The organism is Streptomyces sp. NPDC033131 (assembly GCF_055578365.1).
Map to the genome: position 1 here is coordinate 124,527 of NZ_JBVIPA010000022.1, position 13,256 is coordinate 137,782.

General features: G+C 71.6%; 12 protein-coding genes. 4 read left to right on the top strand and 8 right to left on the bottom strand.

The genetic code is table 11. The annotated features are described in order from the left end of the window. The first annotated feature begins 14 nt into the window (after positions 1-14). Positions 15-1,232, top strand: a complete 1,218-nt coding sequence (locus tag ACZ5XS_RS26500) for an FAD-dependent monooxygenase (protein ID WP_468655331.1) — start codon at positions 15-17, stop codon at positions 1,230-1,232. A 15-nt stretch (positions 1,233-1,247) separates the two neighbouring features. On the opposite strand, the gene ACZ5XS_RS26505 is transcribed toward ACZ5XS_RS26500, so the two are convergent. Next, the gene (locus tag ACZ5XS_RS26505) at positions 1,248-2,972 is read right to left on the bottom strand and encodes a cholesterol oxidase substrate-binding domain-containing protein (protein ID WP_468655333.1); all 1,725 of its coding nucleotides are present in this window, start codon (positions 2,970-2,972) and stop codon (positions 1,248-1,250) included. A 136-nt stretch (positions 2,973-3,108) separates the two neighbouring features. On the opposite strand from ACZ5XS_RS26505, the gene ACZ5XS_RS26510 reads away from it, so the two are divergent. Continuing rightward, positions 3,109-4,092 (top strand): aldo/keto reductase, encoded by a 984-nt coding sequence (locus ACZ5XS_RS26510; protein ID WP_468655335.1) that lies wholly within the window; start codon positions 3,109-3,111, stop codon positions 4,090-4,092. Between the two features lie 20 nt (positions 4,093-4,112). Here the strand turns inward: ACZ5XS_RS26510 and ACZ5XS_RS26515 are convergent, their stop codons facing one another. Together ACZ5XS_RS26515 and ACZ5XS_RS26520 are read right to left on the bottom strand one after the other, a co-directional pair. Next, a complete protein-coding gene (locus tag ACZ5XS_RS26515) occupies positions 4,113-4,454 on the bottom strand; it encodes a hypothetical protein (protein WP_468655337.1) in 342 nt (113 codons plus the stop codon). A gap of 740 nt (positions 4,455-5,194) precedes the next feature. Continuing rightward, positions 5,195-5,623, bottom strand: a complete 429-nt coding sequence (locus ACZ5XS_RS26520; protein ID WP_468655339.1) for a hypothetical protein — start codon at positions 5,621-5,623, stop codon at positions 5,195-5,197. A 154-nt stretch (positions 5,624-5,777) separates the two neighbouring features. Here ACZ5XS_RS26520 and ACZ5XS_RS26525 point away from each other — a divergent pair, with 154 nt between their 5' ends. Next, positions 5,778-6,278 carry a DUF6328 family protein gene (locus ACZ5XS_RS26525; RefSeq protein ID WP_468655341.1) on the top strand — a complete coding sequence of 167 codons (501 nt, stop codon included), beginning with the start codon at positions 5,778-5,780 and terminating at the stop codon, positions 6,276-6,278. 52 nt (positions 6,279-6,330) lie between these two features. On the opposite strand, the gene ACZ5XS_RS26530 is transcribed toward ACZ5XS_RS26525, so the two are convergent. From ACZ5XS_RS26530 to ACZ5XS_RS26540, 3 genes are all read right to left on the bottom strand, one after another. After that, complete coding sequence (locus ACZ5XS_RS26530) at positions 6,331-6,756, bottom strand: SsgA family sporulation/cell division regulator (RefSeq protein ID WP_468655343.1); 426 nt, start codon at positions 6,754-6,756, stop codon at positions 6,331-6,333. Between the two features lie 62 nt (positions 6,757-6,818). Next, on the bottom strand, positions 6,819-7,850 hold the full coding sequence (locus ACZ5XS_RS26535; RefSeq protein WP_468655345.1) for a hypothetical protein: 1,032 nt from the start codon (positions 7,848-7,850) through the stop codon (positions 6,819-6,821). A 94-nt stretch (positions 7,851-7,944) separates the two neighbouring features. Beyond that, positions 7,945-8,916, bottom strand: coding sequence for an LLM class F420-dependent oxidoreductase (locus ACZ5XS_RS26540; protein WP_468655347.1), 972 nt, complete (start codon positions 8,914-8,916; stop codon positions 7,945-7,947). An 85-nt stretch (positions 8,917-9,001) separates the two neighbouring features. Here ACZ5XS_RS26540 and ACZ5XS_RS26545 point away from each other — a divergent pair, with 85 nt between their 5' ends. Beyond that, entirely contained in the window at positions 9,002-10,462 is a 1,461-nt protein-coding gene (locus ACZ5XS_RS26545) for a serine hydrolase domain-containing protein (protein ID WP_468655349.1), read from the top strand. Here ACZ5XS_RS26545 and ACZ5XS_RS26550 read toward each other — a convergent pair. Both ACZ5XS_RS26550 and ACZ5XS_RS26555 read right to left on the bottom strand, forming a co-directional pair. Next, the gene (locus tag ACZ5XS_RS26550; RefSeq protein WP_468655351.1) at positions 10,454-12,091 is read right to left on the bottom strand and encodes a serine/threonine protein kinase; all 1,638 of its coding nucleotides are present in this window, start codon (positions 12,089-12,091) and stop codon (positions 10,454-10,456) included. The two genes, ACZ5XS_RS26545 and ACZ5XS_RS26550, sit on opposite strands and share 9 nt — an antisense overlap. A 166-nt stretch (positions 12,092-12,257) precedes the next feature. Continuing rightward, the gene (locus tag ACZ5XS_RS26555; protein WP_468655353.1) at positions 12,258-13,217 is read right to left on the bottom strand and encodes a threonine/serine dehydratase; all 960 of its coding nucleotides are present in this window, start codon (positions 13,215-13,217) and stop codon (positions 12,258-12,260) included. Between the last annotated feature and the right edge of the window lie 39 nt (positions 13,218-13,256).

A 13,256-nucleotide genomic window follows, 5' to 3' on the forward strand; every position in this document is an offset into this window, starting at 1 on the left:
GGTAATTTCTAGGGGTGTGTGTGAAGGTCGCCTGCGTCGGCGGCGGGCCCGCCGGCCTGTATCTCTCGATCCTGCTGAAACGACGGGACCCGTCCCACGACATCACCGTCCACGAACGCGACCCGGAGGGCTCGACCTACGGCTGGGGCGTGACCTATTGGCGTGGGCTGCTGGACAGACTCCAGGAGTGCGACCCCGAGTCGGCCCGCGCCCTGGAGGAGCACTCGGTCCGCTGGAGCGAAGGCGTCGCCCACGTACGGGATCTGGCGACCCGGCACAAGGGCGACGAGGCCTTCGGCATCGGCCGCCACCGCCTGCTGGAGATCCTCGCCGACCGCGCCCGTTCCCTGGGGGTCCGGCTGGAGTTCGAACGCGAGATCACCGAGGACAACCTCCCCGACGCCGACCTGGTGGTGGCGGCCGACGGTGTGCACAGCGCGCTCCGCACCGGTCATGCCGACCACTTCGGTTCACAGGTCAGCACCGGCCGCAACAGGTACATCTGGCTCGGCACCACCAAGGTCTTCGACGCCTTCACCTTCGCGTTCGTCGAGACCGACCACGGCTGGATCTGGTGTTACGGCTACGCCTTCGGCCCCGAGCACAGCACCTGTGTCGTCGAGTGCGGACCCGAGACCTGGACCGGTCTCGGCCTCGACGAGGCGGACGAGTCCGACGGCGTGGCCCTCCTGGAAAAGCTCTTCGCCCACGTACTGGACGGCCACCCCCTGATCGGGCGCTCCGCGGGCGGGGCCGGCGCCCGGTGGCTGAACTTCCGCACCCTGACCCACCGCACCTGGCACCGCGACAACGTCGTCCTGCTCGGCGACGCGGCCCACAGCACGCACTACTCCGTCGGCGCCGGCACCACCCTCGCCCTGGAGGACGCCGTCGCCCTGGCCGACGCCCTCGGCGGCCACTCGTCTCTCCCGCACGCCCTCACCCACTACGAGCGGCGACGCAAGTCCGAGCTCCTGTCCGTCCAGAGCGCGGCCCGCTACAGCGCCCGGTGGTACGAGAACCTGCCGCGCTACATCCATCTGCCCCCGGACCAGATGTTCGCCCTGCTCGGCCAGCGCCACTCGCCCCTGCTGCCGTACGTCCCGCCCCAGCTGTACTACCGGATCGACAGGGCCGCCGGACAACTGGAGGCACTGCGCCGGTTCAAGCGCTGGCTCGGCCCCAAGGTGGCGCGGACCGTGCACGCGAGGGCGCTGGCGTCGCGCGAGTGACCCCGCCGCGGAGCCTCATCGGAACAGCCGGTCGAGGAAGCCGTTCCCGAAGACGCGGTGCGGGTCGAGCCGGTCCAGAGTGCCGGCCGCCTGCCCCCAGACGCTCTCGCCGAACGAGGCGGGCACGACCGACCCCAGCACCTCCTCGTCGCTCCACACGGCCTCGTCCGTGTACGCCCACCCCTTGGACCACTCGACCCGGGTGAGAGCGTGCCCGCCGTCATAGGTGGCCAGCAGGAACCGTTCGAGCTCGCGCAGGAACATCTCGGCGTACGGCGTGCCCGGCAGCGTCAGCACGTCCAGCCAGACGGCCGTGTCCCATTCGGGATGCTCCTCGCTCGGCCGCAGCGCCGACAGCAGCGGGGCACGGGCACCGTCCAGTTCGGCCTCGACCGGGTCGTCGAGACCGGTCACCCGGATCTCGACGGTGCCGTTCACGGGATAGCGGCCACGGGCCGCGTACGCCGTCAGCCGCTCCCGGTAGTAGGAGGTGAACTCGGCGACGACACGCTGCACCTGGTCCCGGGAGGTGAGCACCGCGTACCCGTTCGCGGTCACCCGGAGCGTGGTGGGCTTCAGATACAGCAGCGTGTTCTTGCTGGGTCCCCAGATGTCGGCGGACAGTGTGGCCACAAGCCCGAGCGCCGCCGCGTCGTACTGCGCGTTGCCGAGCACCGGCGCCAGATACCAGGCCGCGTCCGAGACCATCCGCCCGGCCAGGTCCGCCACGGGCCTTGGGACGTTGTCGGAGAACGGGTAGTTGTACGGCGACGTCACGCGCCGCGAGGTGAGCGGTCTGGTGGGGGAGACGCTCCACACCTTCAGCCACGGGAACTCCGTGAAGGCGAACCAGATCGCCTCCACCCGCCCGGACTCCTCCAGGAAGCTCGCGAACGTCCGGCCGTCCTGCCCGGGTGCCGCGAACAGCTCGCCCGCCGGGATGTCCACCCGGCTCACACACCGCAAATTGGTGTTCGCCCCCACCCGCAGCACCACCTCGGTGACCAGGGCCCGCCCGAGATGGGTGAGGAGCGCGGCGCAGTCGTCCTCGTCGCGGCGGAACGTCCGCAGCACGTAGGCACCGCTGTCCTCGTCCCACACCACCGCCGTCAGCGACAGCACCCGATTGCTCAGCGAGCCGTAGGTCTGCCCGGGCAGCCGCCGTTCGCCCTCGGCCGGTACGGCGGTGCCGTGCGCGTCGACGGCCAGCGCTCCGCCGAGCGTGAGGTCGCCGGGAGCGGGCGCGGCCGTGACACCGAGGCCGTGCCCCTCCAGGTAGGTGAGCAGCGCCTCCAGCGTGACGCCCGTACCGGCCCGGACGGAGGAGGCGGACTCCAGGGCCAGGCCGGTGAGATGGGAGGCGGTGTCGACGAGAAGGACCCGTGCGTCCGTCGCCGTCCCCTCCGTGACGGTCAGCGGCGACCAGCCGTGCGAGGAACCCCGGGCGCGTACCGTCCAGCCGTGCAGCCGGGCCCAGTTGACGACGGCGACCGCCTGCCGGCCGTCCTCCGGCGCGCAGGCCCACAGTCCGTCGGCGGTGATCTCGCCGACCCAGTTCCGGTACGCCGAGCGGTAGAGGGCGACGCCGGCCGGGAAGTCCGGCAACTCCTCGGCCGCGACCGCCGGATCGGCGGCCACCAGGACGGGTACGGCGGCCAGGGCGGCGGCGGAGCGGAGGAAGCCGCGCCGGGTCCAGGACGAGTCTTGCGATGAGCAGTTGCCTACTGAACGATCAGTCACATGGTCACGCTAGGCGCCGGTTGACACGTGCATGCCTTCCATCTGATTCAATCACTCGTTCGGGTGAAAGATGCACGGGTGGCGGGCCGGAGCGGCCGGTTCCGCGCGGGGTGGCCGCGGGTGACAGACTGACGCCATGGACGAGCGCACATTCGACAGGTCGCAGCAGCACGCATCCGTCATCGGTCTCGGCACCTGGCAGCTGGGTGCGGACTGGGGTGACGTCGACGACAAGGAAGCCCTCACGGTTCTGGAGGCGGCGGCAGAGTCGGGGGTCACCTTCTTCGACACGGCCGACGTGTACGGCGACGGGCGCAGCGAGCAGACCATCGCCGCCTTCCTGAGCGGCCGGCCTGACCTGCACGTGCTGGTCGCGACGAAGATGGGCCGCCGCGTCGACCAGATCCCGGAGAACTACGTCCTGGACAACTTCCGGGCGTGGAACGACCGTTCCCGGCGCAACCTCGGCGTCGACCGCCTCGACCTGGTCCAGCTGCACTGCCCGCCCACGCCCGTCTACTCCACGGACGAGGTGTTCGACGCCCTGGACACCCTGGTCGAGGAGGAGCGTGTCGCCGCCTACGGCGTCAGCGTCGAGACCTGCCAGGAGGCGCTGACCGCGATCGCCCGGCCGGGCGTGGCCAGCGTCCAGATCATCCTGAACCCGTTGCGCATGAAGCCCCTCGTCGAGGTGCTGCCCGCGGCCCGGGAGGCCGGCGTCGGCATCATCGCCCGCGTCCCGCTCGCCTCGGGCCTGCTGTCCGGCAAGTACACCAAGGACACCGTCTTCCCCGAGAACGACCACCGCACCTACAACCGGCACGGCGAGTCCTTCGACCAGGGCGAGACCTTCTCCGGCGTGGACTACGCGACCGGCGTCGAGGCGGCCGCCGAGTTCGCCGCGCTCACCCCCGAGGGGTACACCCCGGCCCAGTTGGCGCTGCGCTGGATCGTGCAGCAGCCCGGCGTGACCAGCGTGATCCCCGGCGCCCGCTCGCCCGAGCAGGCCCGCGCCAACGCGGCCGCCGCGAAGCTGCCCGAGCTGCCGGAGCCGACGCTCACCGCGATCCGCGAACTGTACGACCGGCGGATCAAGGACCAGGTGGAAGGCCGCTGGTAGGTTCCCCGCCGCCGGTCCGGTCAGGGGGTGAGGAGCAGCTGGCGTTCCTGCTCCTGGTCGCCCGACGAGATTCCCTGGTCCTGCGCGGAGAAGGCGCGGGCCAGGGTGTCGCTCGCCTTCTCGACGGCTTCCGGCGTGCCCTGCACGGTGACCGTGACCGGCGCGGACAGATGTCCGACGCTCCCCTGAGAGGGCCCTGCCCCGCCGGCGGCGAACGTGGCCGTGTGGACCGTGGCGTTCGTGTCGGTCGGCAGCTCGTCGGGGGCGCCGAAAGCGGGCTCCAGGGCGCGTACGACCTTCTGCGCGTCGTCGGCGCTCCCGCCGGAGAGTGTGACAGTGAGTTCGGTGCCGGGCGTGGTCAACGGGACTCCTCGAATGGTCGGCGTCGGGGGCGGACGGGACGGCTGATGCGGGTGCACCGCGCGTCCGCGGGCCGCTCGTGCTCCGTGTAACCGCCCGGTGATCGCTGAAACGGCCCCTGCCGCGGCCGCCCCGACACAGGCAGAAGGGCTCCCCTTCGAGAAGGGCGGGCCCTCGGAGGGCGCCGTTCCTCGGCCGGGCGGCCTTCAGGCGCGTGCTGCCGGCGCCCGATGCGGGTGCCGGGCAGGCGGGTGACCGGCCTGCAGCTGTGGTCATCCTCCCAAGGCGTCACCGACGCCGAGAGGAGACGCACCTCAGGGGGCCCGGTCGTCTCCGGAGTGGAGCCGTCCGCAGCGGAGACGATCTCCAGGCGGAGCACCTTGAGGGGGTGCTGCTCCTTCGGGGTGCGGCCCTTCGGGGGGTGCTGCTCCTTCGGGGTGCGGCCCTTCGGGGGGTGCTGCTCCTTCGGGGTGCGGCCCATCGGGGGGTGCTGCTCCTTCGGGGTGCGGCCCTTCGGGGGGTGCTGCTCCTTCGGGGTGCGGCCCTTCGGGGGGTGACTGCTTCTCCGGGGTGCGGCCCTTCGGGGGGTGCTGCTCCTTCGGGGTGCGGCCCTTCGGGGGGTGCTGCTCCTTCGGGGTGCGGCCCTTCGGGGGGTGTTGCTCCTCCGGGGTGCGGCCCATCGGGAAGAGCCGGCCGTGAAGGGGGCGGCCCTCCGAGAGAGCCGCCCCCTCACAGACGCGGCTCAGATGCGGCCGCCGGTCAGGCGGGTGACCGGACCGTAGGTGTGGCGCTCCGCCCGGCGGCCCGCCGCGAAGGACGCGGCGCCCAGTGCGGTCAGGCCGGCACCGAGACCCGCTGCGACCAGCTTGCGGTGGCTGAGCACCGTCCATGCCGTCTTCGCGCCGGCCGCGACCTGTCCCGACGCCGAGACGATCGCCTGGCGGCTCACTTCGACGCTCTTGGCCGCGGTGTGTGCGGCCGCGCTCGTCGCGTCGGCCGCCCGCTGCGCGCCGCCCTTCGCGGCCGACGCCGCCTCGTCGGTCTTCGTGGCCGCGGCCCGGGCGGTCCCCGTGGCCGGGGCCGTCGCCTTGTCCGCGGTCTGCCGGGCCTTGGAGGCGGCGGCCGAAGCGGTTGCTGTCTTCTTGCTCGTGTCCTTGTCCGATTCCGTCATGGGATCCGCATTGCCGTTCGACTCCATCGCAAACACGTTCCGTCACGTCCCGTTTCTCTCGATACCCGCCACAGGCGGACGGTCGGTCAGAAACGCGCGAAACAGGGAACACGGTGCTCAGGACGTAGCGCGGTTCGATCGGCGGGGAGGAAGCTTGTCGGGCACCGAAGGTGAAACAGCCAGGCACAAGACGGGACGCAACGAGACCGAGGAGGAGAGAGCCGACAGGAAGTGGGCGGAACTCATCCAGGAAGTCAGGGTCGCCCAGACGGGCGTGCAGATCCTGTTCGGCTTCCTGCTCACCGTCGTGTTCACCCCGAAGTACGCGGATCTGACGGACACGGACAAGACCATCTACATCGTGACCGTCGTCCTGGGCGCCGCCGCCACCGGCGCCCTCATCGGCCCGGTCTCCCTGCACCGCCTGGTGTCCGGGCGCAGGGTCAAGCCGCAGGCGGTCGAGGCGGCCTCCCGGCTGACGTTCGTCGGCCTGGTGCTGCTGCTCGCCACCATGACGGCCGCGCTCCTGCTGATCCTGCGGGTCGCGACCCACGACGGGTACGTCCCCTGGCTGGTCGCGGGCGTGGTCGCCTGGTACCTGGTGTGCTGGTTCGTCGTACCGCTGCTGACCCGGCGCCGCCACACGACGCAGTGAACGCCGGCCGACCCGTACGCCCGAGCGGCACCGGCCGACTCGGGCGCACGGGTCAGCCGCCCGCGATGACCTCCTGCAGGAAGTCGTCGATCCGGACCTCTTCCCGTCCCGGCGCCACGACCTCGCGGGTCTCCCGCAGGAAGGTCGCGATGGCCGGGGCCCACGCGAAGACCACCGCACGCTGGCGGCCCCCGTCGGGCCGGGCGTCCCCGAGGAACTCCATGCACAGCTCCTCCCACACCCCGGTCGAGACGGGACCCATGCGGACGTCGCCCACCCCGACCTGGCGGCTCAGTCCGGCCATGAGCATCTCCCGGTCCAGCCGCCACCGCGCCAGGACCCGGCCGTCATGGCTGAACACCACGGTGACGGCGAACGGATCCGTCGTGTCGTAACTCAGATGGGCGAGCACGGGGAAACGCTCCGTGCCGCCCGTCTGGAGCTGCACGACGAGGGTCTTGTGCACGAAGGAGTTCACGAGGGGGCCTCCGGAAGGAACAGTCGTAGAGCCCTCTAGTACCCCCGTCCCGCACAAGATGCTCAGCCTTCCGGGTGATTCCCCCGGGCCCCGCGAAGGGCCGTGATGGCCGTGGCGATGGCGTTCTGGAGATCCTCCAGCCGCTGGACCATGTCGTCCTCGTAGAAGTCCTGGGCGTCGTCGAAGGTGAGTTCCTCGAACACCCGGGTGGCCTTCTGCAGGCTGCTGTAGAACTTCGTCCGCCGTTCCTGGACGCGCAGTTCGGGGTCGGCCTCCACGGCCTCGACGACGAGCGACTTCATGGTGTCGTACGCCTCGGTCGCCCACTCGCCGGTGTCCTCGTCCTCCTCCAGTTCGTCCAGGAGGGACAGATGCCGCTCGGCCTCCTGGCGCAGGTCGACGGGCGCGTCGATGGTCTGCCCGGCGGGGGTCTTGACCTGCCCGGACTCGGCGATCTGGCGCACGTACCCGATCCGGTCGGCGGACCGGCTCTCGGTGGCGACGGCCTTCTTGAGGTCGTCGGTGCGGACGACGTCACGCGCCAACTCGGCCTGCAGTTCGGGGTCTTCCCGCATCCGGTCGAGGAGTGCGCTGCGGGCCGCGCGGGCGGTGGAGGGGTCGGCGAGGATCGCGGCCCGCAGCGCGGTCGGGTTCTCGGCGACCTCCAGCGCCTTGGTCGGGCGGATGCCCTCGGCCTCGGCGGCCTCCGCGATGGCCGTACCGCGCTCGGAGGTCGCGCTGCTGCGGGAGACGTAGTAGCCGAGCCACACGTCCGCGTCCGGCAGGTCCACCTCCTGGCCCGGTGCCAGCGCCTCGAAATGCGGGACGAGGCCGTCGTCGGCGGCCCGGTCCCACGCCTTGTAGTAGCGCATGACGCGCTCGGGCGAGCAGCCCGCGAGTTCGGCGAACTCCTTCGCCGACACCTTCGGCGTCTCGTCCGCGCCCTGGCCGCCGGGCCGGACGCTGCGCGCCACCATCAGACCGAAGGCCCAGCCTCCCGTCCGCGCGTAGACGCCGAACTCGCGCGCGTCCCGCGCCACTAGGTCGGACAGGGGCACGGGGGACGTCTCGGACGGGACGATCGCAAGGGTCACGGGTCATTCTCCTGGGCAGGCTGGTCGGACCGCACACGGTGCAGGTCGGAAGCCTATGGCACCGGCGGGCGCCGCCGGGGCGGCCCGGGCCCGCTCAGTCGAACGCGTCGTGCAGCGCCGGCAGCAGGGTCTTCTCCGCCCAGTCGAGATACGCGGGCTGCGAGTCCCCGCCGATCTGCACCAGCGCGATCTCGGTGAAACCGGCCTCGGCGTACGGCCGTACCGCCTCGACGAAGTCCTCCGGGTCGTCGCCGCACGGGATGGAGGCGGCGACGTCGTCGGGCTTGACGAACTGCGTGGCCGACTCGAAGGCATCGGGGTGCGGCAGCTCGGAGTTGACCTTCCAGCCGTTGCCGAACCAGCGGAACTGGGCGTGGGCGCGCTTGACCGCCGTGTCCCGGTCGGGGTCGTAGCAGACCGGCAGTTGGCCCACGCGCGGCTTTCCGGCGCCGCCGTGCTGGTCGAAGGCGTCGAGGAGCCCCGCCTTGGGCTCGGTGGCGATGACCAGGTCGGCCAGCCGGCCCGCGAGGGAGCAGGACCGCTCGCCGGAGACGGCGATGCCGATCGGCGGCGGCTGGTCGGGCAGGTCCCACAGCCGGGCCGACTCGACGTCGAAATGCGTTCCGCGATGGTTCACATGGCCGCCCTTGAAGAGCGCGCGGATGATCTCCACCGCTTCTTCGAGCATCTCGTGCCGTACGTCGACGGCCGGCCAACCGCCGCCGACCACGTGTTCGTTGAGGTTCTCGCCCGAGCCGAGACCCAGCCGGAACCGGCCCTGTGACAGCAGTTGCATCGTCGCCGCCTTCTGCGCGACGACCGCCGGGTGGTACCGGACGGTGGGACAGGTGACGTACGTCATCAAGGGGATGCGTGAGGTCGCCTGGGCGGCCGCGCCCAGCACACTCCACGCGTACGGGGAGTGCCCCTGCGAGCGCAGCCACGGGAAGTAGTGGTCCGAGGTCACCGAGAAGTCGTAACCCACCTCCTCGGCCCGTACCACGTGGTCGACGAGCTCACGGGGGCCGGCCTGCTCGGTCATCATCGTGTATCCGATTTGCACCATAAGGGCCGGGTCCCCTGTGAGGGGCAGGGGAAACGGGCCGATGGGCCCTCTCGATCACGGCCGCGGACCGGGAGAGGATGCCGGTATGAGTACGCGCCGTCTGCCTGTCCGCCCCTTGTCCACGAGCACCCCCGCCGCCCAGGGGGTCGACGCGTCGGGTGTCCACGCCTTCCTCGACGCCGTCGAGGCAGCCCCGGGCATCGAGCCGCACAGCCTGATGATCCTGCGGCACGATCATGTGGTGGCGTCCGGCTGGTGGGCGCCGTACACCCCCGGTCGTCTCCATCTCCTGTACTCCCTCAGCAAGAGCTTCACGGCGACGGCCGCGGGGTTCGCGGTGGCCGAGGGACTGATCGGGCTGGACGATCCGGTGATCTCGTACTTCCCGGAGCTCGACGCCGACATCACCGACCCGCGCAGCCGCGCGATGCTCGTACGGCATGTGGCGTCCATGTCCAGCGGTCACCTCGACGAGACCTGGGAACGGGCCCGCGCGCTCGACCCGGAGGAGTTGGTCCGCGGCTTCCTGCTGTTGCCGCCGGACCGGGATCCGGGGACCGTCTTCGCGTACAACCAGCCCGCCACGTACACGTTGGCCGCGATCATCGAGCGGGTCACCGGCCAGTCGGTGAGCGCCTACCTGCGGCCGCGGCTGCTGGATCCGCTGGGCATCGGCGAGGTGGCGTGGACGCGGGACGGGGCGGGCCGTGAACTGGGCTTCAGCGGTCTGCACGCCACCACCGACGCGATCGCCCGCCTCGGTCAGCTGTACCTGCGGGACGGCATGTGGGAGGGCGAGCGGCTGCTGCCCGAGGGGTGGGCGGCCGAGGCGAGCCGCGTGCACGTGGCGAACGCCGACGGCACGCCGGAGGGCGCGTTGTCGGACTGGCAGCAGGGCTACGGCTTCCAGTTCTGGACGTCCCGGCACGGCTACCGCGGCGACGGGGCGTACGGGCAGTACTGCCTGGTGCTGCCCGAGTACGACGTGGTGGTGGCGATGACCTCGGCGAGCGAGGACATGCAGGAGGTGTTGAACCTTGCCTGGGAGCATCTGCTGCCCGCCTTCGGTCCCGGACCGTTGTCCGGCCGGCAGGACGAGGACGCGGCCCTGGCCGAGCGGCTGACCCGGCTGGAACTGCCGTCCGCCCCGGGCAGGCCGGCACCGCCGGACCGGGTGGAGGCCTGGTCCGGTGCCGCGTTCGCCCCGGACGACGTCGCGCGCGAGACCGTGAGCGCGCTGACCGAGGCTCAGGTCTCGGCGGACGGGGACGGCTGGCGTCTGACGCTCGTCGAGGGCGGTCACCGGCTGGAGCTGCCGCTCGGGCAGGGTGGTTGGACCGTCACCGAGGGGCCGGTCCCCGTCGCGGTCAGCGGGGGATGGACCGACCCGGACACCCTGGTCGTCGACGTGGCCTTCCTGGAGACGCCGCACCGTCTGGTGGTGACGTGCTCGCTCACGGACCGGACCTGCACGGCGCGTTGGCGCACGGAGCCGCTGCAAGGACGGCGCCTGCGTGCGATGAGGGCTCCGCGCGGGTCAGACTGAGGGCTGCCGGAAGGTCTTCAGGAAGGTCTCCAGCGCCTCCTTGTTCGCGTTCTCGTTCCAGTCCGCGGCCGGGGTCGTCCAGCGCAGCGAGTAGCCGTGGCCTTCTCCGATGAGAAGTCCACGGCCGAACGTGCGCACGCGGGTGCCGTCGACATCGGCCAGCCACTCCATGTCGGCGGCCTCGCGGCCCTGGTACGTCGTCGCGCGGATCTCGCCGATCCGCCGGTAGTCGCCCGACGTCTTGAGCTCCGGCTCCACGTCGTCCCGCCACACGGCCACGGCGTCCTCGCCCACGCGTTCGCTGTAGGTGACGGCGAGCGTGCGCGGGTCGCCCTTCGCGCCGAGGACCACTCGGTACGCAAGATCCGACTGGCGCGTGGTGTTCAGCGGCTTCCAGCCCTCGGGGAGGGCGACGGAGAAGCCCTCGGGGGAGTGGTACAGGCTGTATCCGGCGGGCAGCGCGTTGCCCGGCCGTTTCGGTTCGGGCGTCGGTGTGGGCGTCGCGGTCGGAGTGGGTGTCGGTGTCGGTGTCGGTGTCGGTGGTGAGGGGGACGGAGTCGCCGGCGGCCCGGACGTCTGCGCGCCTCCTCCGCTGCCGGGCGTGATGGCGGAGGCGGACGGGGACGGACTCGGCGGCGAGCCGCTCGCGGAGGTACTGGTGCCCGGCAGCTGGCGGGTCACGGCGAGGACGGCGACGGCGACCGCGACGACGGCCAGTGCGGTGCCGGCGACCACGGTCCGTCTGCTCCACCCCGGCCCCGCCGCGTACCTCCCGCGCAGCCTCGGCCTGGACACGGAACTCACGGCCATGTCCGGGTCCTCGTTGAGCACCCGGGTGAGCGCCTCGCGGACCACCGGGCGGGTCAGCCGTTCCTGGGAGGTCTTGCGCAGCAGCCCCTGCACGGTCTGCGTGAGCGGTCCGGCCCGCAACGGCGAACGCAGCGGCAGCCGGTCCACGCCCTTCAGGGTGCTCTCGGGCCGGTCCCGGTCCCGGTAGGGCGGACGGCCCTCGATCATCGTGTAGAGGATCGCGCCCAGCGCCCACAGGTCGGCGGCCGGCCCGATCCGCTCGTCACGGGCCTGCTCGGGGGAGGCGTACGACGGCACGGTGACCCGGGGTGCGAGGGTCGCGCCGGCCAGGCCGAAGCCGGTGACGACGATGGCGCCTCCCTCCCGTACGAACACCTGGCCGGGGCTGAGTTCGCCGTGCGTGATGCCCTCGCCGTGCGCCGCCTCCAGCACGTCGAGCAGCTCCAGGCCGATGCGCGCCGCGCGCAGGTAGCTGAAGGTGCCCTGCCGGCCGACGAGTTCCCCCAAGGGGATGCCGTCGATGCACTCGGTGACGGTCCACAGGGTGCCGGCGTCCACGACGGCGTCGACGACGGGGGCGACCCGGCCCGGGCACAGCAGTCCCATCGTCTCCGACATCCGGATGACCCGAGCGGTGGCCCGGCGTGCGCTGTCCCCGTCCGGGTCGGCCGGCAGCCCGATCTGGGTGAGCAGACAGGGCCGTTCGACCTGGATGTCCTCGCCGTACCAGCAGATGCGGTTGGTCTCGCGGTGGAGGACCTCCAACAGCCGGTACCTTCCGGCGACCAACTCTTGTGCGGAGACGTGCGCCTTGACCATGTCATCCCTCGCTGAACCCCTGGCTCTCACCTTTCACACAGGTACGGCGCCCGCGGCGCGATGTGTTCAATGAATCCTCAACGGAACGGCGTCTCTTTTCTTTTGTTCACGAGCTGTACGAGAGGTCAGTAGGAACTGCCCCTCAAGTGGCCGGAGTTGACCTGTCTCAGATCAAACCGAACCGTTCCGACCAGGCCATCACGTCACCGGTCGTCGTGTTGCCCCCGCACACCACCATTCCCAGCCGGGCTCCCTCACCGACCCGCTCCAGGACCTGCCGGGCCGCGGGGAGCAGACAGCCGGAGGCTGGTTCGGCCCACACCTTGGCGTGGTCGGCGAGTTCGAGCGAGCCCCGCACGGCCTCCCGGTCGGGGACCACGAGCACCTCGTGGACCAGGGCGGACACCTGGTCGTAGGTCAGCTGTGACACGGAGGGCGCGCTCAGGGTGGAGACGATCGACGACAGCGGGACCGGTACCGGGCCGCCCGCCGCCAGCGCCCGGGACATGGACTCGGCGCCCTCGGTCTCCACACCCCAGATCCGCAGGCCCGGACGGCGGGCGTGCAACGCGGCTGCGACACCGCCGATCAGTCCGCCGCCTCCGACGCTCACGAGCACGTCGGTGAGCTCGCCGGCGTCCTCGGCGAACTCCAGTCCGACGGTGCCCTGTCCTGCGATCACCACGGGGTCGTCGAAGGGGTGCACCAGCGTCAGCCCCTCGTCCCGCAGCCGCGTCACGAGCGAGAACGCGCCGTCCATGTCGTCGGTGAGCCGCACCGACGCGCCCGCCTCCCGCACGATCTCGACCGAACGGGCGGGCGCCGAACGCGGCATGACCACCGTCGCCTTCACACCGAGGGCCGCCGCCATGACCGCGAGGGCGATCCCGTGGTTGCCGCCGCTGACCGCCACGACCCCGGCGGTCCGCTCGGCCCCGCTCAGCGACAGCAGCTTGGCCGTTGCCCCGCGCGCCTTGAAGGAGCCGGTGCGCTGGAGCAGTTCGAGCTTCGCCGTGACGGGGACACCGAGCAGCGTGGACAGGCCGGGGCTCGGCACCGTCGGGGTGCGTACGACGTGTCCGGCGATCCGCTCGGCCGCGTTCTCGATCTCCGTGATCCCGATCAAGTCAGTCATCCTCCCGGCGCGGGGCGGTGATCCACGCCG

Bases quoted from the DNA above. Each gene is read 5' to 3' on its own strand.
- ACZ5XS_RS26510 (WP_468655335.1), top strand. From the start codon at position 3,109: ATGGACGAGCGCACATTCGACAGGTCGCAGCAGCACGCATCCGTCATC.
- ACZ5XS_RS26520 (WP_468655339.1), bottom strand. From the start codon at position 5,623: ATGACGGAATCGGACAAGGACACGAGCAAGAAGACAGCAACCGCTTCG.
- ACZ5XS_RS26540 (WP_468655347.1), bottom strand. From the start codon at position 8,916: ATGGTGCAAATCGGATACACGATGATGACCGAGCAGGCCGGCCCCCGT.
- ACZ5XS_RS26545 (WP_468655349.1), top strand. From the start codon at position 9,002: ATGAGTACGCGCCGTCTGCCTGTCCGCCCCTTGTCCACGAGCACCCCC.
- ACZ5XS_RS26550 (WP_468655351.1), bottom strand. From the start codon at position 12,091: ATGGTCAAGGCGCACGTCTCCGCACAAGAGTTGGTCGCCGGAAGGTAC.